Consider the following 24,880-nt stretch of genomic DNA (forward strand, 5'->3'; position numbering starts at 1 on the left):
TCAGCCGTGGGGCAGGATCACCGCACGCCCGTTGACCCTGCCCTCGTGGAGCCGCTCGTAGGCGAGCGGGGCGTCGTCGAGGGAGTACGTCTCGGTGTGCACCGAGACGGCACCGGAGCGGGCCAGGTTCAGCACCTCGATCAGCTCGCTGCGGCTGCCCCAGTACGGCGCGTTGACCGACACCTCGAACGGCAGCATGCCGAAGCCGACGGGCAGCGAGCCGCCACCGATGCCGACCAGCGTGACATCGCCCTCGACGGCCGCGACGGCCCCGGCCGTCTTCACCGTGGGCGCCACGCCGACGAAGTCGAACACGGCCTCGGCGCCGAGACCGCCGGTGAGCTCGCGCACCGCGTCGGCCGCCTTCGCGTCCGACAGCACCGCCTCGTGCGCGCCCACCGCGCGGGCCAGGCGCAGCTTCTCCTCACTGACGTCCAGGGCGACGACCCGGGCGGACGTCAGGGCGCGCAGCAGCTGGATCGCGACGTGGCCGAGACCGCCCGTGCCGATGACCACCGCTGTCGAGCCGGGGACCAGCTTGGGCAGCGACCGCTTGATCGCGTGGTAGGGCGTCAGCCCGGCGTCGGTCAGCGGCACCGCCGCCACCGGGTCGAGCCCGTCCAGCGGGACCAGGTGCCGGGGGTCGTCGATCAGCAGGTACTCCGCCATCGAGCCGGGCCGGCCGAGCCCCGGCGGGCGGATGCCCAGCTCGTCGGCGCGCAGGCAGTAGTTCTCCTTGCCCTCGGCGCACTTGGCGCAGGTGCCGCAGCCCCAGGGCCCGTACACGGCGACCGCGTCGCCCTCGGCGACACCGGTCACCCCGGCGCCGAGCGCGGCCACGGTGCCGACGCCCTCGTGGCCGAGCGTGAGCGGCAGCTCGTACGGGAAGCCCTCGGCGGGCCAGCCCATCACCGCGATGTCGGAGTGGCAGACGCCGGCGGCTGTCACCTTCAGCAGCACCTGGCCGTGGCCGGGTTCCGGATCGGGGACGGTGACGACCTCGGGCGGGGCCCCGACGGTGCGGTACTGCAGTGCCTTCATGACCGAACTCCTTTGTTCTCTCTCCCCCCGGGACGGGTGACCGGTGGTCAGACGGCGGTGTAGGCGCCGTCGACCAGGTGGTAGCTGCCGGCGACGAAGGACGCGCGGTCCGACAGCAGGAAGGCGATCAGCTCGGCGACCTCCTCGGAACGCCCGAGCCGGCCGGCCGGGTGCAGGGCGACCAGGCCGTTGTAGGCGGCCTCGTCCATGGTCTTCAGCAGCGGCGTGTCGATGAAGCCCGGACCGACCGCGTTGATCCGGACGCCCCGGGCTGCGTACTCGGCCGCGGCCGCCTTGGTCAGTCCGACCACGCCGTGCTTGGCGGCGACGTAGGCGGGGGAGCCGGCGAAGCCGACCGAGCCGAGGATGGAGGCGACGTTGACGATCGAGCCGCCCCGGCCGCCGGCCAGCATGGCGGGCAGCTCGAAGCGCATCGAGTAGAAGACGCCGTCGAGGTTGGTGCGCACGACGCGCTGGTAGGCGTCCACGTCGTACTCGCCGGTCGGGGCGCTGGGGCCGCCGATGCCGGCGTTGTTCACGGCGAGGTCCAGGCCGCCGTACGTGGCGACGGTGAACCGGACGGCCGCCTCGACGGACTCCGGGCGGGTCACGTCCAGCTCGACGGCGGCGGCGCGCACGCCCTGCGCCGTGAGCTCGGCGGCGGCCTTCTCGGCGCCCTCGGCGTTGAAGTCGGCGACGACCACGTTCGCGCCGCCGGCACCGAGCCGGCGGGCGGTGGCCAGGCCGATGCCGGAGGCGGCGCCGGTGACGAGGGCGGTACGGCCGGCGAACTCGGCGGCGTACTCGGTGGTGGCGGGGGTGGTTCCGGTAGTGCTCATGGTGCTGTTCTCACTCTTCGGTGGTGCTGTCGGGGGTCGCGGCCGCGGCCTCCGAGGTCAGGGCGTCGTAGGCCCGCTCCACGAGGGCGGCGAGGTCTGCGGCTCCCGAGTCCCCCTCGTCGCCGCGCGCCCACAGGCGCAGGGCGGCGATCAGGACTCCGGCGGCGGCGTCGACGACGGCGGCCGGGCGCACGTCCCGGGCGTCGTCGCTGCCGAGCCGGCCGGCGACGATGCGGATCGACTCCTCCTGGGCGTCGACCCGGATGCGCTGGTAGGCGGCGAACAGCTCGGGCTCGGTGTCGGCCAGGGCCAGCAGGCGGCGCATCCGGGGACGCACGTGCCAGGCCGGGTCCTCCCGGTCGGCCAGCCAGTCCCGCACGGCCCTGCGGTAGGCGAGCAGGGGCGGCTCGCCCGGGGGGCGGGACCGCAGCAGCGCGTTGATCCGGTCACCGTCCCGGCGGACGAAGTCGAGCGCCGCGTCCTCCTTGCCGGCGAAGTGCCGGCTGAACGTCCGGCGCGTGACGTCCGCGCGCTCGGCGATCGCCTCCACCGTGGTCGCCGCCGGCCCGCGCTCCAGGATCAGGTCGCAGGCGGCGGTGGCCAGCGCGTCACGGGTCTGCCGTGCCTTGCGCTGCCGCCGGTCCTCGGTGCGGTCCTGGGCGGTCCGGGAGGGCTTCGTTGCCGTCATGCCTCCGAGCGTACACCTGGAAATGTCCCAATGGGACACATGACCCGTTGAGACATATGGCCCGCTGGGACGCCTGGTGCTCGGCACGATCGTCGTACGACGTGGCTCGCCCCGCGTGAGGCAGAGCGCCGCAGGATCTGAGACCTCGCAGAGGAAGGCGGTCATTCCGGAAGGTCGGCGACATCGTCTCTCCTGAACCCGGCAACCTCGTTGGCTGCAGCGGTTCTGCGAACGCTTACAGTGGCGCAATGTTCGAAGGCAGGTTGGTGAGGCTGCGTGCGCTGCGTGCCGAAGATGCGGAGCATCATCTTCGGTGGCGCAACGATCCGGAAGTGGTGCGCTGGGCCACGGCCGGCGATCCGTGCTTCGGCCCGGTGACGGCGGAGGCGGTCGGTCTCGGCTTCGAGACCATGCTGCGCCTGAATCCGAGGGAGTCGGCCGTGTTCACGGTCGAGGACCTGGTGGGCGGAAGCGTGATCGGCATGGCCGACTACCGGGACTTGGACCCGTACGTCGGGGTGGCCACGCTGGGAGTGACTGTCGGCGAGCGGGAGTTCTGGGGCCGCGGACACGGCAGTGACGCGCTGCGGCTGCTCGTGGACCACCTGTTCGGCGCGTATGGCCTGAGCCGGCTGGAGCTGGATACCTGGAGCGGCAACGAGCGCGCCGTGCGCGCCTTCACCGGGTTGGGTTTCCGTGAGGAGGGCCGCCGCCGGTCGGCCGTGCTGCTGGACGGGAAGCGCTACGACAGCGTGCTCTTCGGGATGCTCCGCGAAGAGTGGGCGAACCCCGCATGACGGCGTAGACGATCTTCGAGGGCGGGCGCTCGGCGGTCACCGCCCGACCGGCGAACCGGGCCGGCTGCCGCCGACCCGGTGAAAAGCGTCGCGTGTGCCGATCGGACACCCCGGGCGCGGGGGAGCAATGGGATTATGACCAGTTCAGCGTTTCATCGCACGATCATCCTGCCCGCCCCCGTGTGCCGTCAGGCCGCACAGCACCTCGAGCAGGCGGTGCACAAGGCCATCGACGGTGCCGCCACGCCGTGGCGCGCCTTCCGCGGCGCCGACGGTGACGACTTCGCGTTCTCCGTGCCGGTCGTCGAGCAGGCCGCGGGCTGTCTGCTGGTGCTGGCCGCCGAGAGCGCCCAGAGCCTGCGGCCCTCCGCGCTGCGCGCCCTGATCACCGTCGCGCTGCACCTGCGGGACGCGGCCGAGGCGGTCCGCCGCCCCGCCGTCCCCAGCCCGGCCTGGTGAGCACGGCCCGCGCGGGCAGGGCAGAACCCCGCACGGGTCGGGCAGAACCACGCGCGGGCCGTGCCGCACCACGTGCGGAAAACCCCGTGCTCCGGGACCGCACGTGTGTTTGGCTCGGCGCCATGGAGTACACCCGATTCCTCGACTGCCTCGCGGCCGACCACGACCGGCTGCGGGCCCTGGTCGAGACCCACGCCGACGCGCCGGTGCCGACCTGCCCCGGCTGGACCGTCGCCGATCTCACCCGCCACGTCGGCGAGGTCTACCTGCACAAGGCCGCCGCCATGCGCGACGGGGCCGAGCCCGAGCCCTGGCCGCCGAAGGAGTTCGCCGACGAGGCGCCGACGACACTGCTCGACCGGGGCTACACCGCGCTGCGCGCCGAGTTCGCCACCCGCGCCCCCGAGGAACCGGCAGGCACCTGGTACGGCCCCGACCAGAGCGTCGGCTTCTGGATCCGGCGGATGGCGCAGGAGACCGTCGTCCACCGCATCGACGCCGAACTCGCCACCGGGCGGCCCGTCTCCGCCGTACCGGACGACCTCGCGGTGGACGGCGTCGACGAACTGCTCAAGGTGTTCGCCGCGTACTCCGTGGCCGAGTGGGGCGAATACTTCACCGAGATCCTGGACGGGTCACCGGGGCGTACGTTCCTGGTGCAGGCCGGTGACGACGCGGCGTGGCGGGTGCGTACCGGTCCCGGCGAGTTCACCGTCACGGACGGCGCGGGCGACGGCACGGCCGACGTGACGCTGAGCGGCCCCCCGGAGGGCGTGCTGAGGTCGCTGTGGAACCGGTCGGGCGACGGCGGGGACGACGGCGTGAGCGTCGAGGGTGCCCCCGAGGCGGTGGCGGAACTGCGGCGCTGCCTCGTCGAAGCGACCCAGTGACCGGGCGCCGCCCGGAGGCGGCGGGCGCGGGCGTCAGGCGCCGATGACACGCAGCGCACCCCACAGGGCCACCGTCGAGGCGGCGACCGTGGCCGGCACGGTGAGCAGCCCCAGCAGGGTGAAGCGGCCCAGCTCCGCCTCGATGCCGTGCCGGTGCAGGATGCGCCGCCACAGCAGGGTCGCCAGCGAACCGACGTAGGTCAGGTTGGGGCCCAGGTTCACGCCGATCAGCACGGCGAGGACCTGGGCGGGACCGGCGGGCGCGGCCAGGGGGAGCAGGGCGAGCACGGCCGGCAGGTTGTTGACGAGGTTGGCCAGCAGCGCGGCGACCGCCGCCACCCCGAGCAGCGCCGGCAGCGAGTCCCCGTCCGGCAGCAGCCGGCCCAGCTCCGCGGCCGGGCCGTCCGCCACCACCGCCCGCACCACGATGCCGAGGGCCAGCACGAACAGGCAGAACAGCGGCGCGGCGGCGCCCGCGATCTCCCGGGGCGTGACATGGCGCCGGGACAGTGCCCGTGCCCCGAGCACCAGCACGCCGCCCAGTGCCGCCCAGGCGGGGTCCACCCCGGCCGGCGAGGCCACGGCGAACCCGGCCAGGGTGAGGGCCACGACGACCACGGTGAAACGGGGCACCTTCGGCGCGGGCGGCGTGGCCGGCGAAGGCGCGGGGGACGCCGGTTCGGCCAGGTCCGCGCGGAAGAAGCGGCGGAAGACGGCGTACTCGACGGCGATCGCGGCCAGCCAGGGCAGCGCCATCAGCGCGGCGAACCGGGTGAAGGTCAGCCCACTGGCCGTGAACGCCAGCAGGTTGGTCAGGTTGGAGACCGGCAGGAGCAGCGAGGCCGAGTTCGCCAGGTGCGCCGTCGCGTACACGTGCGGGCGGGCCCGGGCGCCGGCCCGCGACGCGGTGGCGAGGACCACCGGGGTGAGCAGGACGGCGGTGGCGTCCAGGCTCAGTACGGCCGTCACCGCGCAGGCCACGGCGAACACCCCGGCCAGCAGCCGTTTCGGGCTTCCCCCGCACCGGCGTGCCACGGCCGCGCCGACGGCCTCGAACAGGCCCTCCTTCGCGCACAGGTACGCCAGCGTCAGCACCAGCGCGAGGAAGACGACCACCGGCAGCAGCGTGCGGGTCTGCTCCCACGCCTCGCGCGGCGTGACCGCGCCGAGCGCCACCACCAGCACCGCGGCGGGTACGGCGGCCACCGCCTCCGGCAGCCCCCGGGGGCGCAGCACGGCGAAGGCCAGGACGCCCAGCAGCAGGGCGACGGGGACGGCCTCGAAGAGGACGGCGGTACTCAGGGCTTCTCCTTCACACCGGGTGAGCCGGGTGGGACCCCGGTGATCGGTGAACGGCATACAGGGTCGCACCCCGAGGGGGACGGCCCGCGCGGGACATGGTGCGGCCGGGGCCGTGTGGCCGAGGCCACGCCGCGGGCGAGAGCCGGGCCATGTCCCGCGCGGGGTGCCGCGGGCTACCGTGCTCACGGACCCGTGTTCCCCACGACGAGCAGTTCGGACGGCCCGGCAGTGCACACAGATCTCTCCCCCGTCATCGCGGCGACCGCGCAGTGGCTCGTCCGCGCCTATCCGGCGTCCGGCGGCGCGCTGGCCGGAGCCCTGTGCGAGGTGCAGGCCCGGCAGGCCGTGACGGTCGCGGCCCGGCTGCGCTACCCCACCCCGATGGACGTGGCGCTGCTGGGCGTCGCGGGACCCGGCGGCGCCGCCCGGCTCGACTGGATCACCGGCGCCGACGGCGCGACGCCCGCCGACCCGGACCCGGACGCGGATGCCTGGCGGACCTGGGTGGACGAGGTCGTCGCCAGCTGGGCGGCCTGTCTGCTCACCGACCCGGCGCTGGCCGGGCCGGCCGTGGCCGCGCTGGCCGAGAGTGGCCCCTCGGCCGGGACGCCCGCGGAGTTCCGCCGCCTGCTCGCGCCCGACGAGGCCGACCGCCGGGCCGCGGCCCTGCTGCGTCATCCGGACCTCGTCGCCCCCGTCGCCGGCCTGCACCACGCCCAGCTCGTGGCCCGGCTGGATCCGGGCCAGGCCCTCGTCGCCTGATCCGCGCCGGGCGGGGCCCCGCCCGGACCCCGGCGTGCCTCAGGCGGCCGTCTCCAGGCTCGCCACCGGGGACACCCGCGGCACCGCGCTCCGGCGTTCGCGCAGCAGATGGCCCGCGCCGATCGTGCCGGCGATGATCAGCCCGCCCGCGATCAGGGCGCCGCGGGCGCCGGCCAGCTCCATCAGAAGACCCAGCGCAGGCGGCCCGCCCAGGCCCCACACCGTGCCGATGCTGCCCCACACGCCGAGCACCCGGCCCCGCATGTGCGCGGGCGGGTCGGTCTGCAGCACCGCCGTGCCCGCGGTGTCGGAGACGGACTCCACGACGGCCATCGGCAGCACCATCACCAGCAGCACGGCCAGCGACGGCGACATGCCCGCCACCACCTGGAGCAGCCCGCCCGCCGCAGCCAGCGCGCCCACCACCCGCACGGAGGGGCGGCGCAGCCGGGCACCGAGGACGGCACCCACGATGCCGCCGACCGCCAGCACCGTGGAGACCGTGCCGAAGGAACCCGCGCCGCCCGCGAGCGGTCCGGTGACCAGCACGGCCAGGGTCAGCTGGTAGTTCCGGCCGAAGACCGCGCTGACCCCGGTGACACCGGCCAGCGCCAGCAGCCGGGGCCGGCGCGCGAAGAAGGCCAGGCCCTCGCGCACGCTCATGGTGTCCTTCGTCCCGCCGTCCCGGCCCGCCGCCACGTGCTTCACCGCACCGCGCGCCGGTCGCAGGAACGGGATCACCGAGGCCACGAACAGGAACGACAGCCCGTTGGCGGCGTACGCCGCGGCCGTGCCGAGGAAGCCGACCGTCACGCCGGCGAGCGCTGCGCCGGTGAGCCGGCCCGCCTGGTGCACCAGCGCGCCCACCCCGATGGCGGACGGGATGTCCTCGCGCGGGACGAGGTCGTTGCCGAGGAGGGAACACGCCGGGCCGTCGACGGTGGCGATGACGCCGGTGACGGCGGCCAGAACCATCAGGGAGGTCACGTCGAGGCGGTCCAGCGCCACCATGAGCGCGGTGACGAAGGCGACCGTGCCGAGCAGCGCCTGGCTGACCGCGGCCGTCAGCCTGCGTGGCCAGCGGTCGACGGCCGCACCGCCGAACACGCTGATCAGCAGGGCCGGCGCGGCCTGGACCGACATGGACAGACCCGTCGCGGCGGCTGACCCGGTGATCTGCAGGACCAGCAGGTTCTGCACGGTCAGCTGCATCCACGTACCGGCGTTGGACACGAAGTTCGCGACCGACCACCAGCGCATGCTGCGGTACCTCAGGGAGCGCCACGGTGACGTGGACGCGCGCCCGGACGGCACGGGAGCGGGAGGAGGCGGCGGGGCGGAGACGGAGGAAGAGGACACAGGGCGCCACTCGCAGGCGGGTCACGGGACCCGGAGGGGATACGGACGGGAACGAGGGGCCGGCTGCGCTGCGCGGCCGTTCCACTGAGCCGGAGACGGCGCCGACCATCGTGACAGAACGGACCGGCGAGTCGTCGCCTGACCGTGTCCCCGCCCGCTGCCCGGAAGCATCAATCGCCGCTGCCCGGGCCAAATTTGGCGAGCCGAGTGTGCTTGATCACAGCACCGGGCGCCCCGGGTGCGGGACCCGCCGGCCGTGACCGCGGTCACGGAGCGTGATCCGGGCGGCGGGCGGGGGGAGCATGCGCAGGCCAGGGCGGGGCACCCGGGGCACGCTCTTCAGCGCTCGGCGAGCGTCCCGTGAGCGCTCCGTGGGCGCGCCCCGGCGCTCCGTCGGCGCCCCGCCGAGGGAGAAAGGTCGTCCCCATGATGCCGATGGCGGCGTTCAGCGCGCGGGGGGAGTCCCGCGCGCCCTGGGACCGCGTCCTGGTGACCGGCGGTGCCGGATTCCTCGGCTCCCACCTGTGCACCCGGCTGCTCGACGCGGGCGCCGAGGTCGACTGCCTGGACAACCTCTCCACCGGGCGCGCCGAGAAGGTGGCCCACCTGTCGGGCCGCCCCGGCTTCCGCTTCCTGGAACGGGACGTCTCGGAACCCGGCTGCGCGGAGGCGCTCCCCGGACCCTACGACCTGGTCCTGCACCTGGCGGGCCCCGCGTCCCCGGCCGCCCGGCCGGAGCGGCCCGTGGACGTCCTCGACGCGGGGAGCGTGGGCACCCGGACCGCGCTGGCCGTCGCCGGCCGCGACGGTGCCCGGTTCCTGCTCGCGTCCTCGCCGCCGGTGTGCCCCGACGCCCGCGGCGGCGACGTGCCGGACGACGCCGACCCCGTCCGGCCCCACAGCGCCTGCGCCGAGGCCGTCCGGTTCGCCGAGGCCCTGGTCGCCGCCCACGCGGGCGCCCACGGGTCGAACGCCGGGATCGTCCGGCTGTTCACCGGCTACGGACCCGGCATGCGGACGGACGGCGCGGGGACGCCGGCCGCCGCCATCGCGCAGGCCCTGGCCGGGCGGCCGGTCACCGTCCCCGGGGACGGCAGCCGGACGCACCCCCTGTGCTACGTCGACGACATGGTCGACGGCGTCCTGCTGGTCGCGGCCGGCCGTTCGGTGCGGCCCGTGGACATCGGCGGGGACGAGGAGCCCACCGCCGCGGAGATCGCCAGGCTGGTGATCGGGCTGACCGGCTCCGGCTCGCCGCTGGCGTTCGTCGAGGACACCGGTGCCGGGTACCTCCAGCCCCGGCCGGTCACCGGCTTCGCCCGCGAGATCTTCGGCTGGCTGCCGAGCGTGACCTGGCAGGACGGCCTGGAACGCACCGTCGCCGCCCTCCGCGGGCGGCCCGATCCGGTCCCGACGGCGACCGGGGAGACGGCGCAGGAGAGGGCGGGGGAGTGGTGGGCGTGAGCGTGCGCGCGCAGCCCGCCGGGGCGCGTGCGAGCACGTGCGAGGGCCCGTCGCCACGGCGACGGGCCCTCGCACGGGTGCGGGCGGCGGCCGTTCAGCCGGACTTGCCCCGCCCCGACAGCGCGTCGCGCACCCGGTCGACCATGCCCGCGCCGGGGGCGAGCAGCTTGTTCATCGGGGGCTTGTCCGGGGAGGACGGGTGCGGCCGGGTCGGCGCCGTCTTCTTCGCCTGCCTGACCTTGTCGCCCAACTGGTCCAGGGCGTCCGCGGGGCACGCCTCGCGGAGCCTGGGGAACAGATTGCCCTCCTCGTCGGCGACGTGCTCACGGATCTCGCTCATCAGCTTGCCGATCAACCGGTCGAACTCGGCGTCGTCCGCCGCGTGGCCCTCCAGGTCCTTCATGATCTGCTCGGCCCCGGCATGGTCCTCGAGCTCCTTGTCCGCGAGGGCGCCGCCGCCCGGCACGTGCTCGCGGACGGCCGGGTACAGATAGGCCTCCTCCGCCACCGAGTGCCGGACCAGCTCGATGGTGGCCTGGTCGGCGTACCGCTTGCGGTCCTTGTGGCCGGGCGGCAGTGCCTCGATCCTGCCGAAGAGCTCCTCGACCTCGCGGTGATCGGTCGTCAGCTCGTCGATGACGTTTCCTCCGTGTCCCATGCTCCACCTCCAGAAGGTCGTGGCGGCCCGGGGCCGGCCCGCCACGGGCGTACGCACGACCGGGTCCCCGGGCGCGGGGCGGACTAACGCCCGTTTCAGGCACCCAGCTTGGCCCGGAGGCCGCCCGCCCGTGCGGCGGGCCCGGCGGCGGCCCGGACCGAACGGTGCACCAGGTGGGCGTCGTGCCGCAGATCCTGGGCGGCGTGCCGGCCGCGCCACAGCAGCGAGGGCGCGCTGCCCGTGTCGTCGGCCGCGATCAGCAGCCCGCCCATCATGGACAGGTTCTTCAGGAAGTGGATGCGCTGCTGGGCGCGGTCGGACGGGTCCGCCGCCTCCCAGTACCGGTGCGCCGCCAGCGTGGTGGGGACCAGCGTCACCGCGAGGGCCAGCGCGGCCAGCCGCGGACAGCGGCCGAGCCCGAACATGATGCCGCCGACCACGTGGACGGCGCCGTTGAGCCGTACGAGTTGCTCGGTGCTGTCCGGCAGCACCGGCACGCGGTCGGCCACCGGCCGCACGACCGGCTCGGCCGCCGGGGCCACGTCCTGCGGCCTGCGCAGCGACTGCAGGCCGCCCGCGACGAACATGGAGGCGAGCATCGGCCGGCCGGCCAGACGCAGAAGACTCATGACGCTGTCTCGCTCTCTCGGATGGGGTGTCAACGGGGTCACCGGCGGGGCGTGCCCCACGGGGATCATCAGGTGCTTCCGACGGCCCGCGCCATTCGGCGTCCGGGGCGCGACCGGTAGTCCCCGGTACCGCCCCGGCGGGGGAACCCGCAGGTCACAGGCTGGTGAGGATCTGGGGCGACAGGTTCTTGATCATGGTGTTGGTCCAGCGCATCTGGCGCAGTGTCCGCGGACGACAGGAGGAGGCGAGCGTCAGCAGCCCGCTGTCCTTCGACGCCTGGGCGGCCTGGGCCAGCATCTCCCAGTGCAGTGAGTTCTCCGCCGCGGCGACGTGCAGCTCCCGCAGGTCGCGCAGGAGCAGCAGCCCCGGCTCCGGCCGGTGCGCGACGGCCTCGGACGCCTTCTCGCGCAGCGTCGCGAAGACGCCGTCGGTGGAGGGGTCCGGCGGGTCGCCCAGCTTCGCGCCGTGCTCCGCGGCGACCTCGGCGAGCCGCCGCACGTGTTCGCGGGACCAGCGGGCGAGGTCGGTGGCGACGTGGTGGATCTCGTGCTCGGCGCGGTGCCGCTCGGCGACGGTCACCAGGTCGTGGGCCAGATGCCGTTCGCCGCGGTGCAGGGTGCGCAGGGTCAGGGTGATGCCGTTCACCGGGCGCCCTCCTCGTGGGCGTGCGGGAACTCGGTGGGTTCCCGCTCCGTCGTGCGCGCCGCCGGTCCGCCCGAGGTGGGCGGGGCGACGCCGGCGGTGGCCGGTGCCGACGCGGTCGTGGTGGGCGCCGGGGAGGGCCGGCCGTCCCCGCGCTCCACGAGGGTGAGCGCGGCCGTGGCCGTCTTGAACAGGGGCTGCTTGGAGACGGGGTCCCAGTCGGTGACGGTCGTCTCGTTCGCGGCCCGCCCGGGAGTGTCCGGGCCCGGTCCCGACCCGTCGGCGGTGTCCCAGTAGCCGTAGTGGAACGGCACGAACAGCAGCCCCGTCCGGATGCCGGTCACCCGCAGCCGCCCGCGCAGGGCGCCGCGCCTGCCGGAGACCTCCACCAGGTCGCCCTCGCCGAGGCCGAGCCGCTCCGCGTCGCCCGCGGAGATCTCCACCCACACGTCGGGAGCGGCGTCGTTGAGTTGGGAGGCGCGTCCGGTCTTGGTACGGGTGTGGAAGTGGTAGATCGTCCGGCCCGTCGTGAGCTGGAACGGATACTCCTCGTCCGGCTCCTCGTGCGGTGGCCAGTAGGCGGCCGCCTTCAGCATCGCCCTGCCGTCCGGGTTCAGGGAGCGGTACTCCACGGCCTCCTGCGACGCGCCCGTCTCCAGGTCCTTGCCGTAGCTCTCGCACACGTCGGGGTGGGCCCAGGAGATGCCGTCCGTGTAGAGGCGCGCGGTGCCCTCCGGATTCCGCTCGTCGCAGGGCCACTGGATGCCGCTGGTGTCGCGCAGCAGGGCGTAGGACAGACCCGTGTAGTCGCAGGGGCGGCCCGCGCTGCACCGCTTCCACGCCTCGAACGCCGACTCGGGGTCGTCCCAGGTGACCAGCGGGCCGCCGTCCTTGTCCCGGAAGTCCATGCGCCGCGCGTAGTCCAGGAAGATGTCCAGGTCGGGCCTGGCCTCGCCGGGCGGTTCCACCGCCTTGCGGGACAGGTGCACGGTGCGGTCCGCGTTGGTGAGCGCGCCGGTCTTCTCGCCCCAGGTGGCGGCGGGCAGCACCACGTCGGCCAGGTGCGCCGTCTCCGTCAGGTACAGGTCCTGGACGACCGTGAACAGCCGCTCCTGCGACAGGATCGAGCGGATGCGCGACAGCTCGGGCATCGACACGGCGGGGTTGGTGCCGCTGATCCACAGCAGCCGCAGCGAGCCCTGCTCGGCGTAGCGGAAGATCTGCATGGCGTGGGTCGGCGGCGCGAAGTGGGGAATGGTCTCGGGCTCGACGTTCCACACCCGGGCCAGGTCGGCGACGTGGGCGTCGTTCTGCCAGTTGCGGAAGCCCGGAAGGTCGCCGTTGGCGCCGCACTCGCGGGTGTTCTGGGCGGTGGGCTGGCCGTTCATCTGGAGCAGGCCGGCGCCGGGGCGGCCGAGCATGCCGCGGATCAGGTGCAGGTTGTTGACCTGGACGGCGGCGGCGGTGGCCTGGTGGGACTGGTAGACGCCCTGGAGCACGGTCGACACCAACGCGTCGGTGGTGCCGACGAGTTCGGCCGCCTCCTCGATCCGGGCGGCGGGCACGTCGCAGATCTCCGCCGCCCACCTGGGCGTGCAGTCGGCCACCCGGGCGGCCAGTTCGTCGAAGCCGACGGTGTGCGCCGCGATGTAGTCGCGGTCGATCCGCTCGTGCCGGATCGTCTCGTGCAGCAGCGCGTTGAGCAGGGCGACGTTGGTGCCGCCGCGCGGCGCGAGGTGGACGGCGGCGTGTTCGGCGACGCGGGTGGGGCGCGGGTCCACGCACAACAGGCGCGGCGGGTCGGCCCCCTCCAAACGGTCGAGGAGCCGCATCCACTGCACGGGCTGGGTCTCGGCGATGTTGTGGCCGAACAGCGCGATCACGTCGGCGTGGTCGAAGTCGTCGTAGCTGCCGGGCTGCCCGTCGCAGCCGAAGGTCTCCTTCAGCGCCTCCGCGGCCGTGGACGTGCACAGCCGGGTGTTGCCGTCGAGGTGGTTGGTGCCGATGCCGGCGCGGGCCAGGACCGCGAGCGTGTAGTACTCCTCCAGGAACAGCTGGCCGCTGGTGTAGAAACCGATCGAGCCCGGCCCGCGCTCGTCCAGCAGTTCGCGGGAGCGGGCGGCCACCAGGTCCATCGCCGTGTCCCAGTCGGTCTCCACCAGCCGCCCGTTCCGCCGTACCAGCGGGCGGGTCAACCGGTCCCGGGAGGCGTTCGCCTGCCAGCCGAAGAGGTCCTTCGGGCCGAGCCGACCCCGGTTGACCCGGTCCACCTCCCGGCCCCGCACGCCCACCATGCGGCCGTCGGCCACCGCGATGTCCATGGCGTCGCCGTCCGAGTGCAGGATGGACGCGGACTGCACCCAGCGCTGCACCGACTCGGGGTCCACTCCCTCCGCGAGGAACGTGTCCACCCGGGCCGGCCACGTCCCGTGCCGCCCGAAGGGCGCCCTGGCACCCCACGGGCGAGCGATCCGGTCCGTCACGTCCTCCATCGCCGGCCTCCTGCCCACTGCCGTCCGCGTTCCGTCGTTCCGCCGCACTGCGGGCCGCCGGGTACCCGGGCGGGGGCGATCGAAGCGGACCACTTGTGGGAGCGCTCCCAGGCGGGCAGGATGCTGCGGTGACAGCGACTGCCTCCGTACGCCCCTACCGCCCCGCCGACGCCCCCGCCCTCGACGACATCTGCATCCGGACCGCGCACAACGGCCGCGACAGCCGGCCCGTGTACGCCGACCCCGCCGTCCTGCCCGCCGTCTTCGCCGCACCCTACGTCCACCTCGACCCGGAGCTGGCCTTCGTGCTGGACGACGGAGAGGGCCGTGCGGTCGGCTACATCCTCGGCACGGCGGACACCGCGCGCTTCGCCGAGGAGTTCCGGACCGAGTGGCTGCCGCGGGTCGCCGGCCGTTACCCGGCACCGCAGGCCCCGCCCGCCGCCCGCACCCCGGACGAGGTCATGGCCGGGCTGCTGCACGACCCGGAGCGCATGGTCGTCCCCGAGCTGGCCGCGTACCCGGCCCACCTGCACATCGACCTGCTCCCCGACTGGCAGGGACGCGGCCACGGCCGGACGCTGATGCGGACGTTCTGGAGTGCCCTGCGGGACCGCGGCGTCCCGGCCGTCCACCTGGTCATGGCGACGGCCAACACACCGGCCAGGGCCTTCTACGACCGGCTGGGCTTCCACGAGATCGCCGCCGCGGGCCTCGACCCCGCCGACGTCACCTGCCTCGGGCGTACGACGCGGGAGACGGCAGGGACCTGACGGGCGGGACCCGGCACCGATCCGACGCGCGGCACCGGCCTGGCGGCCCCGGGGACGGTCAGGCCGCGCCCAGCCGGTAGACGTTGAAGGCCCGGCGGATGACCGGCTGCGCCACGTTGCGCACCCGGACTCCGCCCGCCGTCATCCCGTGCTCCGCACCCAGGTGGGCGTGGCCGTGGACGGCCAGGTCGGCGCCGGCCGTGTCGATGGCCTCGGCCAGCAGATAGCTCCCGAGGAACGGGTGGATCTCCGGCGGCTCCCCGGCGAGGGTGTCGGCGACGGGGGAGAAGTGGGTCAGCGCCACCCGCGCCGCGCAGCCCTCCTCGTCCAGACCCTTCAGCGCGGCGTGCAGACTGTCCGCCGAGCGGCGTGTGGTGCGCACGAACTCCTTCATCACCGGCTCGCCGAACTCGCCCGCGCTGCGCCCGACGAACCCGCCGCCGAAGCCCTTGGTCCCGGCGATGCCCACCTTGCCCCCCGCGCACTCCACGACCGTGCCCTCGCCCTCCAGGACCCTCACCCCGGCGTCCCGGAGGTTGGAGGTGACCGTCTCGGGCTGCTCGTCGTGGTGGTCGTGGTTGCCGAGGACCGCGACCACCGGCACCGGCAGACCGCGCACTTCCCGGGCGACCACCCGTGCCTCCTCCGGTGTGCCGTGCCGGGTGAGGTCCCCGGCGAGGAGCAGCAGGTCGGCACAGTCGGGCAGGGTCTCGAACGCGGGCCGCAGCAGGCCCTGACTGTCGGGTCCCATGTGGATGTCCCCGACGGCGGCGACGCGGATCACCACAGCTCCTCCGCATGGTCGGGGCGGGCGGTCTCCGCCACCACGACGTCCGTGTGCACGGTCAGCCCGGCCAGCTCCTCCCGGGCGAGGCGCAGCACCGTCTCCCGGCACCGCGCCGTGGGCACGGTGCCCGTGACCGCGACCGCCCCGGCGCGGAACTCGGCCCGTACGCCGAGCTCGCCCAGCTCCTCCGCGGCGAGCCGCTCCTGGAGATGGGCCACACGGTATTCGGGGGCCTCGGGGCTCCCGTCCGCGGAGGCGGGGCCGCTCGCCGCGGGGCCCTGGTGTCCGACGGGACCGCTCATGGCTGCTCCTCCTTCGGGGCGGTGGCCGCGGAACCGGCCGGGGCGATGATCTCCAGCCGTTCGAGGATGAAGAAGAACGCGGCGGGCATCGGAGCGTCGCCGCAGTCCCGCCGCAGCGCCTCCCAGTCGATCTTCTCGCGCAGCGTGCGGGCGATCGGCAGTACCGCGCCGAAGTCGCAGTGGTGCTCGGAGAAGGCCGCCAGCAGACCGCGCAGCAGATCGGTCGGCGCCAGGACCGGCATCAGCACCGAGTCGACCGAGAGTTCCCGGGCCCGGGCCAGCAGTCCCGTCGTCACGGGCTCGTGCGCCAGCTCGAAGATGAGGTCGACCTGCTGCCCCAGGCAGTCCGCCTTGAGTAGCCAGTCCTCCGGCGGCGTGTAGACCGCCAGCCCCGCCTCCCGCAGCGTCGCGGCGACGGCGTCCGCGTCCTCGGGCCGGATGCAGAAGTCGACGTCGTGCTGGAGGTTCTGGGTCCCGCCGTGGGCGTACACGGCGACGCTCCCGGCCAGCGCGAACGGCTGCTCCGCCTTCTTGAGAATCGACCCCACCTGCTTGGCGGCCTGGAGGATCGCCTGGTTGCGGTCGAGGGGAAGATCCTCGTGAGGTGCCTCGTGCCGGGGGGCGGGCCCCGGCTCACCGGCGGCCGGACGCAGCTCCGAGACACCGGCGCGCCTGCCGTGGGGGTGGTCGTCGGCGGGCTGCCTCATCGTCGTCCCCTTTCCGGGTTCCGGGCCGTCGCCGTCACGGGGCGGAACGACCGGCCCGTCCCACGGACCGGCCCACCCCTGTGCACGCGGGTACCCGGCGCCGTACCGCCGACACCGCGGCCCGTCGCCGGGTGGGTCCCGCGGGGATCGCGGGCACTCGGCCGGCATGAGCGAGGAGCACGTACGACAGGGGAGCGGCCCCGCCGACCACCGGACCGTGGAACGGCTGGTGGCGGCGTGGCTCGAGGAGACCGCACGGCACGACTCCGAGGCCGCGGGCGAGGCCCGGGACGGATGGGAACGGGGCGCGCTGTCCGAACGGGCCGCGCAGGACCTGGCCACCTGGGTCACCGCCAGGGTGACGGACACCGGCTTCGGCGAGGACGAGGGCCCCTACGTTCCGGGGCCCGTCCGGATCACACCGACGGACAAGGAGACCGTGCACGCCTGGCTGCGCGCACGGGGACATGCCGTGTGAGGCGGACACCGGCGCGGGCCGGCAGGCCGCGGCCTGTCCCCGCTCGCCTGCTCGCCTGCCCGCCGTCAGTCGGGCAGTGGGCGCGGGAACGGCCGCCCGCCCTCCGGGGGCGGCCGCCACTCGAACATCAGCAGCGTCGCGTCGTCCCGCAGCCGGCCCTCCTGCGCGTCCAGGATCGAGTGGATCAGACGGCGCAACGACTCCGGCGCCAGTTCTCCGCCGGCCGTGGCCCGGATGACGTAGTCGGCGAAGCGTTCGAGGCCCAGCAGTTTGGCCTCCCGGGTCCGGGCCTCCACGACGCCGTCGGTGTACATCAGCACCCGGTCCCCGGGCTCCAGCGCGATCTCGTGCGTCCGGCGCGCCTGGGAGGTGAGCAGGGAGGGCATGCCCATGGGCGGGTCCGCGTCACGCTCCATGGCGTCGATGATCAACCGCTCGTCGCGGATCAGGATGGGCGCCGGGTGACCGCAGTTGACCCAGTGCAGCAGCCCGGTGACCAGGTCCAGCTGCGCGATGACACCCGTGCAGAAATTGTCCGGGAGCCAGCTGGACAGGGCCTCGTCCACACTCCGCACGAGTTCGGGCAGGCGCAGGCCGACACGGCGGGCATTGCGGCAGGCCGCCAGCGAGACGGTGGTGGTGAGTCCGGAGGCCAGGTCGTGCCCCATGGCGTCCAGGACGGCCACGTGGAGCGTGGTGTCGGTGAGCGAGTGGTCGAAGGCGTCGCCACCGATCTCGTAGGCCGGTTCGAGCACGGCCGTCGACACGACGTTGCCGTCGCCGATGGTGCGCGGCGGCAGCAGGGCGCGGAGCATCTCGGCCGGAAGCTGCATCCGCTCGGTACGGGTGCGCAGGACGAAGGAGTCCTCGTACGCCCGCTTGGACGTGATCACCATGGCGAGCAGCGAGGCGAGCGCCCGGCCGCGGGTCAGCGAGGAAGCGGTGAGGGCGCACTCGTCGACGGCCAGGACGCCGAGCCGCTCGGCGCCGTCGAGGAGCGGGAACCAGGCGGTGATGCCGCCTCCGGTCCTGGACTCCTCCACCCGCAGCGACTGTGTGCGGTAGGCCCATCCCGCCAGGGAGCCGTCCACCGGGAGCGCCGGTGCCACGGCCGTCTGGGGGACGAGGCGACGCTGCTGGATGTCGACGAGGTAGACGACGACGTGCCGCAGCCCCAGGGCCTTGGTGGAACGGGCCGTGGCGTCGCGCAGGTCGAGGGTGAGGTGGGCCGGATCGGCGAGCAACCGCCGCAGCGCCGCGTCGTCCGGGTCCGGCGTGGACACCTCGTCTCCTCTCGTCGGGCGCCCGCCGCGGCGGGGGACGATGCCCCGCAGTCTGGCACCGCTCGTCCCGCCCCGCCCCTCGGGCCGGTCGTCCGTGCGGCGCTTCGGTCCCGGCAGAAGGGGCACGCGTCAGCACGGACGACCCCGAGCGCCGAGGAGTGGTGCAGCATGACCGAGTACGAGCGTTCCCGCACCATGCCCGCCCAGCCCGAGCAGGTCTTCGACCAGGCCGCGAACGTCGGTCAGCTGGAGACCTGGCTGCCCCGGGACCTGCACGTGGAGCCGGAGGACCCGCCCGCCGTCACCGTGCACGAGGACCGCACCGACCAGGACACCTCGGCCCTGCTGAGCGCCCGGCCCGAGCAGATGCGGCTCGAGTGGGGCACCCGCGAGCAGGGCAGCTACGCCGGCTGGCTTCAGGTCGCCGGGCTCGACAGCGGGGCCAGCGAGGTCACGGTGCACCTGTCGTTCTTCGACGAGGGACACGACCCGGGGAGGCGGACGGTGGCCGAGGCACTCGACGGCAGCCTGCGGCGCCTGGAGGAGCAGGTGAGGATGCGCACCGACAACGCGGCCGGCTGACGCACGAAGCCGGAGGGTGGCGGTCCGGCCGCCGCCCCGGTCCCGGGTGTCCGCCCGCCACCCCGGGGCACCCACGCGCCATGAACGCTCACCGCCCCCCGCTGACGGACCGCACCCCGGCGCTCCTCGTCGAGGGCTACGCCTGGCTGCCCAACCGCATGCGCGACAGCACCCGTTCCGTGCTGCGCACCCGACTGCTCGGCAGGCCCGCGCTGGCCGTACGGGGACCGGACGCCGTGCGCTTCTTCTACGACGAGTCACACGTCCACCGTCACGGCGCGATCCCCGCACCGGTCCTGGACACGCTGTTCGGACAGGGCGCGGTCCACACCCTCGACGGCGCCGCTCACCGCACGCGCAAGGAACTCTTCCTGCCGCTGCTCGAAGCCGGCCGCGTCGCCGGCCTCACCGAACACGTCACCGGGGCCTGGGACGAGGCCGTGCGTTCCTGGAGCGGGCGCGAGCGTGTCGTGCTGTTCGACGAGGCGGCCGTCGTGCTCACCCGTGGGGTCTGCGACTGGGCGGGGGTCCCGCCGCAGGCCGTCGACCCGGAGACCCTGGCACGGGACCTCGTCGCGATGGTTGACGGCTTCGCCACCCCGGGCCCGCGCCATCTGCGGGCCCGCCGTGCCCGCACCCGGCAGGAGACCCGGATGGCCGGCCTGATCGAGGAGGTGAGGGCGGGCAGGGTCGCCGCCCCCGAGGACTCGGTCCTCGAGCGGGTGGCCCGGCACCGCGACACGGGGCAGGGCCCGCTGGAGTCCCGGACGGCGGCGGTGGAACTGCTGAACGTCCTGCGCCCCACCGTCGCCGTGAGCTGGTTCGCGGCCTTCGCCGCCCACGCCCTGCACCGGTGGCCGGCCCACCGGGAGCGGCTGCGCGTGGGCGACGCCGCCTTCGCGGCGGCCTTCGCACACGAGGTGCGCCGCTTCTACCCGTTCGCCCCGTTCCTCGGCGGCCGGACCGTCACCGAGCTCACCTGGCACGGCGAGTCCGTCCCGGCCGACGGCATCCTGCTGCTCGACGTCTACGGGCAGCACCACGACGCGGAGCTGTGGGGCGACCCGTACACCTTCCGGCCCGAACGGTTCCTCGACCGGCCCCCCGGCCCCGACGAGCTGATCCCGCAGGGCGGCGGCGACCCCGCCGCGGGCCACCGCTGCCCCGGCGAGCGCGTCACCGTCGGCCTGCTGGAGGCGCTGGCCGTGCGGTTGGCGCGCCTGGAGTGCACGGTCCCCGAACAGGACCTGCGCATCCCGCTGCGCCGCGTGCCGACCCGCCCCCGCAGCGGCTTCGTCGTCACCGGCGTACGCGCACCCTGACGCCGGGTCAGGCGCACCCGTGCAGGGCCGGTTGGCTGATCGTTTGCAGCCGTCCGGGTGTGCGGCCGTTCCGGGCGGCCGAAGCGGCCGTCACCCGAATGGACCCCGCGCGCTACTGGTCACGGCCGAACCGGTGTCTCCTGGAGGGTGTCAGCGGCGTCCAGGCTGGGAGGCCGATCATGTACGAAATGTGCGTGGGCCCGGAGAAGGCGGGCGGAGCGTTGGTGTGGCACGTGTTGGCCAAACAGGCCGCGGCCACACTCTGCGGACAGCAGCTCCGCGAACGCAGAGAAGCATCCGACGGTGAACGGGCGCGACACTGCCCGGACTGCATGGCTTCCTTCGAGAAGTTGATGGCAACCACACCGTGCTGACGGACCGTCCGCAACCTGTCCGCCCCGTCGCCCCGTGCGGCGGGGCGGACGGCGTGTCCGGGAACCGGAACACGGCCCGCAGCTGACGAGCACTCGGTTGGCGCAGTGTCAGGACGGACGGCCGGGGCATTCGCCGGTCGTGCCCCGCGGCGCGCCGTCCTCCCGCGCCCCGGGCAACAGGACGCGCCGCGGCCGGTATCCCCGAGTCGGCCGCGGCGCCTCCCCCCCCCGGGGCCGCCCAGCGGCTCCCCCGCTCCGGTGGGCGATGGGTGTCGGCCGCCGGACCATTTGGGTGTCGTCCCCGATGGTCGCGCCGTGGCCCGCCGTGTGACCGTGTACCGACGCCGCGCCCCCGGGGGTCCCTTCGGGGCCGGGGGACGTTTCGGGGAAGCTCCGTCCCGCCCGTTGGCGGGCGTTGCCGCACGGTTCGGTGCGGGTCTGCGGTGCGGGTGTGCGGTGCGCACCCCGGGCGCAGGGGCGGCGGATGGTCAGGCCGGTTCACCGCCGCGGACGCGCCACGGATGCGTGCGCTCGTCGTCCGGGCGTGTGGCCGGCCAGCCGGTTTCCTCCCTTTCGCCTCCGGGCGGTGTCATGCCGCGGCGTTCCGGGCGGTCCACGACCGAGAAGGACGACCGACGAAGCACGGCAGACGAAGCACGGCAGACCAAACACGACCGACGAAGCACGGCAGACGAAGCACGACCGAGAAGGAGAATGCGCATCCATCCCCGTCAAGTGAAGCCCTCCCGACCCCGCGTGTGGCCGAAGGCGGTGACCCGTGGGACACGCTGACACCCTGCTCGCCATGGGCGGTGCCTTCGTGGCCGCCGCGTTCTTCGCCCGTCTCGGCGGGCGGATAGGACTCCCGACGATCCCCCTGTTCATGCTCGCAGGCATCCTGCTCGGTCCTCACACACCGGGTTTCGTCCTGGTGGAGGACGCGCACGACTTCGAGATGCTCTCCGCGCTCGGACTGGTGCTGCTGCTCTTCTACCTGGGTCTGGAGTTCCACCTCGACGACCTCAGGAGCGGCGGCAAACGGCTGCTGACGGCCGGGGGCGTCTATCTGCTCCTCAACGTCGGCGCCGGGCTCGGCTTCGGCCTCGTCCTCGGGTGGGGCGCCCGCGAGGCGCTGGTGCTGGCGGGGGTGCTCGGCATCTCCTCGTCCGCGATCGTCACCAAGATCCTCATCGACCTGGGCCGGATCGGCCGCCCGGAGACCCGGCTGATCCTCGGTGTCATCGTCGTCGAGGACATCTTCCTCGCGCTGTACCTGGCCGCCCTGCAGCCGGTCATCGCGGGCGCGCACGGCGTGGCCGACACGGTCCTTCAGGCCGGCAAGGCCTTCGGCTTCCTGCTGGTGCTGGCCGCCGCGGCCCGCTACGGCACCCGGCTCGTGGGCCGCCTGATCGACACGCGGGACAACGAACTGCTCGTCATCAGCTTCCTCGGCGCCGCGGTGCTCGTCGCCGGGGTCTCCGAACTCCTCGGCGTCGCCGACGCGATCGGCGCCTTCATGGTCGGCCTGATCCTCGCCGGCACTCCCTCCGGGCCGCGGATCCGCGAACTGGTGCACCCGCTGCGCGACGCCTTCGCGGCGATCTTCTTCTTCGCCTTCGGGCTCGCCATCGACCCCGGTGACCTCGCCTCCGTCGCAGGCCCGGTCGCCGCCGCGGCGGCACTGACCGTGGTCATGAACGTCGTCGCCGGGCTGTGCGTCGCCCGGGTGTACCACTACGGCAGCGAACCGGCCGCGGAGATCGCGACCACCCTCGTCGCCCGGGGGGAGTTCGCGCTGATCCTGGCCGCCATGGCCGCGGGCGCCGGACTGGACGCACGGCTCGCCCCCTTCATCGCCGGATACGTGCTCGTCCTCGCCGTCCTCGGTCCCGTCGTCGCGGGACGCGCCCACGTACTCGCCGCCGCGCTGCGGGCCGCCGGCCGGCTGCTGCCCGGGGCGGCGGCACCGGTCCCGGTCCCCGTACCGGGTGATGGGAACGGCGGGCGGACGGAGGCGGACAGCCTGCCGGTGCCGGCCGAGGTGTCCTCCTCGCCGGGTTCCCCGCCCTCTTCCCCGGAACGCGCCGAGGCGGAGCGGTAGAGCGCGAGCAGACGTCCGGGCGAGCCGCGTGGGTGGCCGGTCGTCGCCGTCGGCGGAAGGGCGCCGCGACTCCCGGTGGGACAATCTGACCACGGGGTGTCGTCCGACGCCGTGGGCGGACGCGTCCGGACCGGAAGGAGCCGTCAGCATGATCGAGTGGGTGCCCCTGGGCAGCGGTGCCAGACCCGTGCCCCGGCCGGTCTCGGCTCCCCTGGTGTGGGCGGGGGCCTTCGGCGGCGCCCTCCTCCTGGTCGCGCTCCTCAACGGCACCGTGGGCTCGGGGCGTCCCGGCTTCGCTCTGGTCGCGCTCTCCCTGCTGGCGGCCCTGCTCGGGCTCTGCGCCCGGTTCACGGCGGCGCCGGGGACGGCCGTCCTGTGCTGGCTGTCCCTCAACGGCTTCGCCATTCCGCCGGCCGGCACCCTCACGTGGGCCGGCCCGCGGGACGCGTTCTGGCTGGCCTGCCTGCTCGGCGCGGCCCTCGTCGGCACGGCGCTGGCCCGCGTGGTCCACGCGCGGGCCGCCTACCGCCGGCTCACCACGGCGACGGGCCTCGACGCGCCGGAGCCGGGAACCGGTCCCGGCGACGTCTGAGCCGCCCGGGCACGGGGCCGTGAGGACGTCCGAGCCCCCGGGCGCAGGGCCGCGACGACGTCCGAGCCGACGACCACCGGGGCGTGGCATGGCGTAGCGCGGCCTCCGACACCGGCGGTGCGGGAGGGGCGGACCGGAGACCCGGCCCCGGCCGCCCCTCCCCACCGCCGCCGGATCAGGCCGTGTGCAGGGTCAGGCCGTAGCGGTTCAGGATCTCGTTGACCGGCTGGAACCAGGTCTCCCCGCCGCCGGAGCAGTTGCCCCAGCCGCCCGAGGTGACGCCCTGCGCCTGGTCACCACTGATGAAGGAGCCGCCGGAGTCGCCGGGCTCGGCGCACACACTGGTCTTGGTCAGCTGGTGCACCACCGAACCGTCGCTGTAGTTGACCGTCTCGTTGTGGGCGAGCACGGTGCCGCAGTGCCAGTGCGTGGTGGAGCCGGAGCGGCAGATCGAGGCACCCACCGGCGCCACGTTCGAGCCGCGCACGAGCTGGTCGGAGACCGTGCCCCAGCCCAGCACGACCGGTACCGTCCACCAGCCGCTGCCCACGCTGACCCACGCGGAGTCGTTGTCGGGGAACGACGAGCCCTGGAACGTGCCGATGTACGAGCCGTCCCAACCGCTGACCCCCGCGCCGGCCCGGCCGCAGTGCCCGGCGGTGACGAACCCGCCGTGCACGGAGAAGCCGATGGAGCAGCGGACGTTGCCGGTGTAGTACGGGTCACCGCCGACCGTGCCCGCGGCGAACGTCTGCGGGGCCGACGGCACCGAGCGCACCGTGACCGGTCCGGCCTCGCGCGCCCGCTCGAGGAAGTTCTGGACATCGTTGTCGGCGCGCTCGCTCCCGACCACGTCGACGACCACCGTGTTGGCGCTGTGGTCGACGCGCCAGCCGCTGACGCCGGCGGGGGCGTCGAGGCGGTCGACGCGTGCCTTGGCCGCGTCCAGCTGCCGCGCGCTGTGCTCGACGGTGCGCACCTGCGCGCCGGTGGCGCGGACCGCCCGCACGGTAGAGGGCGCCGCGTCCGAGGTGAGTGCCACGGTCAGTTCTCCGGCGTCGGCGTCGAACCAGGAGCCGCCGAAGGCCGTTCCGGCGGCCCGGCGTGCCACGGGCTCGAGGCCGGTGGCGTCGCGTTCGGCCGCCAGCCGGTCCTCGGCCTCGGCGCGGCTGAGGCCGAAGTCCCGCTGCATGGCGTCGAGGAGGCCGGCGGAGGCAGGCTGCCGGTCGGAGGAGGCGGAGGGGGAGGTGGAGGAGGCGTCGGCCGCCGAGGCCGGCAGTGTGCCGGCCGCGGTGAGGCCGCCGAGCACGAGGAGGCCGGCCAGGCCGAGGTGCCTGAGTCTGCTGCGTCTCACGGGAGTTGCCCTTCGTCGTTCCAGCAAGGTGGGGGTGGAACAGCCGGCATGGAACAACCGCGGTTTGAGAGCGCTCTCATCGGGTTGTTCCGAGCTTAGCCAGCCCTTGTCATCAGGTCCATGCCAATGCACGAGCTTTCCGTGCCACCTGTTCCGCGCCGCGGCGACCTCGCCGTTCGGTCCGGTTGGCCGGTCGCCGACG

The 24,880-nt window shown here is 74.4% G+C and carries 25 protein-coding genes; 11 read left to right on the forward strand and 14 right to left on the reverse strand.

The window, feature by feature from the left end:
• Genes OHA99_RS34265 through OHA99_RS34275 form a run of 3 tightly spaced genes read right to left on the reverse strand, consistent with a single transcriptional unit; the run spans position 1 to position 2,568 of the window.
• The gene (locus tag OHA99_RS34265; protein WP_405698675.1) at positions 1–1,041 is read right to left on the reverse strand and encodes an NAD(P)-dependent alcohol dehydrogenase; all 1,041 of its coding nucleotides are present in this window, start codon (positions 1,039–1,041) and stop codon (positions 1–3) included.
• Positions 1,042–1,088: 47 nt separating this feature from the next.
• Positions 1,089–1,880 (reverse strand): SDR family NAD(P)-dependent oxidoreductase, encoded by a 792-nt coding sequence (locus OHA99_RS34270; RefSeq protein WP_153181306.1) that lies wholly within the window; start codon positions 1,878–1,880, stop codon positions 1,089–1,091.
• A 10-nt stretch (positions 1,881–1,890) separates the two neighbouring features.
• Entirely contained in the window at positions 1,891–2,568 is a 678-nt protein-coding gene (locus OHA99_RS34275) for a TetR/AcrR family transcriptional regulator (protein WP_194280211.1), read from the reverse strand.
• Positions 2,569–2,816: 248 nt separating this feature from the next.
• Here OHA99_RS34275 and OHA99_RS34280 point away from each other — a divergent pair, with 248 nt between their 5' ends.
• The 3 genes from OHA99_RS34280 to OHA99_RS34290 all read left to right on the forward strand — a co-directional run bounded on the left by OHA99_RS34280 (position 2,817) and on the right by OHA99_RS34290 (position 4,714).
• Positions 2,817–3,365, forward strand: coding sequence for a GNAT family N-acetyltransferase (locus OHA99_RS34280; RefSeq protein ID WP_153181308.1), 549 nt, complete (start codon positions 2,817–2,819; stop codon positions 3,363–3,365).
• Between the two features lie 135 nt (positions 3,366–3,500).
• A complete protein-coding gene (locus OHA99_RS34285) occupies positions 3,501–3,824 on the forward strand; it encodes a hypothetical protein (RefSeq protein ID WP_007446477.1) in 324 nt (107 codons plus the stop codon).
• A 122-nt stretch (positions 3,825–3,946) separates the two neighbouring features.
• Positions 3,947–4,714: a maleylpyruvate isomerase family mycothiol-dependent enzyme gene (locus OHA99_RS34290; RefSeq protein ID WP_153181309.1), complete on the forward strand. Its 768-nt coding sequence runs from the start codon at positions 3,947–3,949 to the stop codon at positions 4,712–4,714.
• Positions 4,715–4,747: 33 nt separating this feature from the next.
• Here OHA99_RS34290 and OHA99_RS34295 read toward each other — a convergent pair whose 3' ends face one another.
• Positions 4,748–6,073, reverse strand: a complete 1,326-nt coding sequence (locus OHA99_RS34295) for an SLC13 family permease (RefSeq protein WP_405698677.1) — start codon at positions 6,071–6,073, stop codon at positions 4,748–4,750.
• A gap of 171 nt (positions 6,074–6,244) precedes the next feature.
• Between OHA99_RS34295 and OHA99_RS34300 the strand changes: the two genes are divergently transcribed.
• On the forward strand, positions 6,245–6,778 hold the full coding sequence (locus OHA99_RS34300; protein ID WP_194280212.1) for a hypothetical protein: 534 nt from the start codon (positions 6,245–6,247) through the stop codon (positions 6,776–6,778).
• 39 nt (positions 6,779–6,817) lie between these two features.
• Here the strand turns inward: OHA99_RS34300 and OHA99_RS34305 are convergent, their stop codons facing one another.
• Positions 6,818–8,038 (reverse strand): MFS transporter, encoded by a 1,221-nt coding sequence (locus OHA99_RS34305; RefSeq protein ID WP_366473675.1) that lies wholly within the window; start codon positions 8,036–8,038, stop codon positions 6,818–6,820.
• A 525-nt stretch (positions 8,039–8,563) separates the two neighbouring features.
• On the opposite strand from OHA99_RS34305, the gene OHA99_RS34310 reads away from it, so the two are divergent.
• Entirely contained in the window at positions 8,564–9,601 is a 1,038-nt protein-coding gene (locus OHA99_RS34310) for an NAD-dependent epimerase/dehydratase family protein (RefSeq protein WP_405698679.1), read from the forward strand.
• A 94-nt stretch (positions 9,602–9,695) separates the two neighbouring features.
• On the opposite strand, the gene OHA99_RS34315 is transcribed toward OHA99_RS34310, so the two are convergent.
• The 4 genes from OHA99_RS34315 to OHA99_RS34330 all read right to left on the reverse strand — a co-directional run bounded on the left by OHA99_RS34315 (position 9,696) and on the right by OHA99_RS34330 (position 14,023).
• The gene (locus OHA99_RS34315) at positions 9,696–10,259 is read right to left on the reverse strand and encodes a hemerythrin domain-containing protein (RefSeq protein WP_153181313.1); all 564 of its coding nucleotides are present in this window, start codon (positions 10,257–10,259) and stop codon (positions 9,696–9,698) included.
• Positions 10,260–10,354: 95 nt separating this feature from the next.
• A complete protein-coding gene (locus tag OHA99_RS34320; RefSeq protein WP_153181314.1) occupies positions 10,355–10,888 on the reverse strand; it encodes a DoxX family protein in 534 nt (177 codons plus the stop codon).
• 154 nt (positions 10,889–11,042) lie between these two features.
• A complete protein-coding gene (locus tag OHA99_RS34325) occupies positions 11,043–11,534 on the reverse strand; it encodes a hypothetical protein (RefSeq protein WP_381503350.1) in 492 nt (163 codons plus the stop codon).
• Positions 11,531–14,023, reverse strand: coding sequence for a molybdopterin-dependent oxidoreductase (locus OHA99_RS34330; RefSeq protein WP_405698681.1), 2,493 nt, complete (start codon positions 14,021–14,023; stop codon positions 11,531–11,533). The genes OHA99_RS34325 and OHA99_RS34330 overlap by 4 nt, the downstream gene beginning before the upstream one ends.
• A gap of 128 nt (positions 14,024–14,151) precedes the next feature.
• Between OHA99_RS34330 and OHA99_RS34335 the strand changes: the two genes are divergently transcribed.
• Complete coding sequence (locus OHA99_RS34335; RefSeq protein ID WP_194280213.1) at positions 14,152–14,796, forward strand: GNAT family N-acetyltransferase; 645 nt, start codon at positions 14,152–14,154, stop codon at positions 14,794–14,796.
• 58 nt (positions 14,797–14,854) lie between these two features.
• Here OHA99_RS34335 and OHA99_RS34340 read toward each other — a convergent pair whose 3' ends face one another.
• From OHA99_RS34340 to OHA99_RS34350, 3 genes are read right to left on the reverse strand one after another with little or no spacing between them, the layout of a single operon-like run.
• On the reverse strand, positions 14,855–15,580 hold the full coding sequence (locus OHA99_RS34340) for a metallophosphoesterase (RefSeq protein WP_405698682.1): 726 nt from the start codon (positions 15,578–15,580) through the stop codon (positions 14,855–14,857).
• On the reverse strand, positions 15,577–15,885 hold the full coding sequence (locus tag OHA99_RS34345; RefSeq protein ID WP_228126261.1) for a BON domain-containing protein: 309 nt from the start codon (positions 15,883–15,885) through the stop codon (positions 15,577–15,579). The genes OHA99_RS34340 and OHA99_RS34345 overlap by 4 nt, the downstream gene beginning before the upstream one ends.
• The gene (locus OHA99_RS34350; RefSeq protein ID WP_405698684.1) at positions 15,882–16,592 is read right to left on the reverse strand and encodes a nucleotidyltransferase family protein; all 711 of its coding nucleotides are present in this window, start codon (positions 16,590–16,592) and stop codon (positions 15,882–15,884) included. Before OHA99_RS34350 ends, OHA99_RS34345 begins: the two co-directional genes overlap by 4 nt.
• 166 nt (positions 16,593–16,758) lie before the next feature.
• Between OHA99_RS34350 and OHA99_RS34355 the strand changes: the two genes are divergently transcribed.
• Entirely contained in the window at positions 16,759–17,070 is a 312-nt protein-coding gene (locus OHA99_RS34355; protein ID WP_405698685.1) for a hypothetical protein, read from the forward strand.
• Positions 17,071–17,135: 65 nt separating this feature from the next.
• Here OHA99_RS34355 and OHA99_RS34360 read toward each other — a convergent pair whose 3' ends face one another.
• On the reverse strand, positions 17,136–18,353 hold the full coding sequence (locus OHA99_RS34360) for a PP2C family protein-serine/threonine phosphatase (RefSeq protein ID WP_405698686.1): 1,218 nt from the start codon (positions 18,351–18,353) through the stop codon (positions 17,136–17,138).
• A 168-nt stretch (positions 18,354–18,521) separates the two neighbouring features.
• On the opposite strand from OHA99_RS34360, the gene OHA99_RS34365 reads away from it, so the two are divergent.
• The 4 genes from OHA99_RS34365 to OHA99_RS34380 all read left to right on the forward strand — a co-directional run bounded on the left by OHA99_RS34365 (position 18,522) and on the right by OHA99_RS34380 (position 23,324).
• Positions 18,522–18,935 carry an SRPBCC family protein gene (locus tag OHA99_RS34365; protein ID WP_153181321.1) on the forward strand — a complete coding sequence of 138 codons (414 nt, stop codon included), beginning with the start codon at positions 18,522–18,524 and terminating at the stop codon, positions 18,933–18,935.
• An 80-nt stretch (positions 18,936–19,015) separates the two neighbouring features.
• Positions 19,016–20,257 (forward strand): cytochrome P450, encoded by a 1,242-nt coding sequence (locus tag OHA99_RS34370; protein ID WP_405698689.1) that lies wholly within the window; start codon positions 19,016–19,018, stop codon positions 20,255–20,257.
• A 1,152-nt stretch (positions 20,258–21,409) separates the two neighbouring features.
• On the forward strand, positions 21,410–22,732 hold the full coding sequence (locus OHA99_RS34375) for a cation:proton antiporter (protein ID WP_405698691.1): 1,323 nt from the start codon (positions 21,410–21,412) through the stop codon (positions 22,730–22,732).
• A gap of 148 nt (positions 22,733–22,880) precedes the next feature.
• Positions 22,881–23,324, forward strand: coding sequence for a hypothetical protein (locus OHA99_RS34380; protein WP_153181324.1), 444 nt, complete (start codon positions 22,881–22,883; stop codon positions 23,322–23,324).
• A gap of 175 nt (positions 23,325–23,499) precedes the next feature.
• On the opposite strand, the gene OHA99_RS34385 is transcribed toward OHA99_RS34380, so the two are convergent.
• On the reverse strand, positions 23,500–24,678 hold the full coding sequence (locus OHA99_RS34385) for a S1 family peptidase (protein ID WP_405698693.1): 1,179 nt from the start codon (positions 24,676–24,678) through the stop codon (positions 23,500–23,502).
• Between the last annotated feature and the right edge of the window lie 202 nt (positions 24,679–24,880).

Origin of the sequence: Streptomyces coelicoflavus (assembly GCF_045041415.1) — a bacterium.
GTDB classification, from domain to species: Bacteria; Actinomycetota; Actinomycetes; order Streptomycetales; family Streptomycetaceae; genus Streptomyces; species Streptomyces coelicoflavus.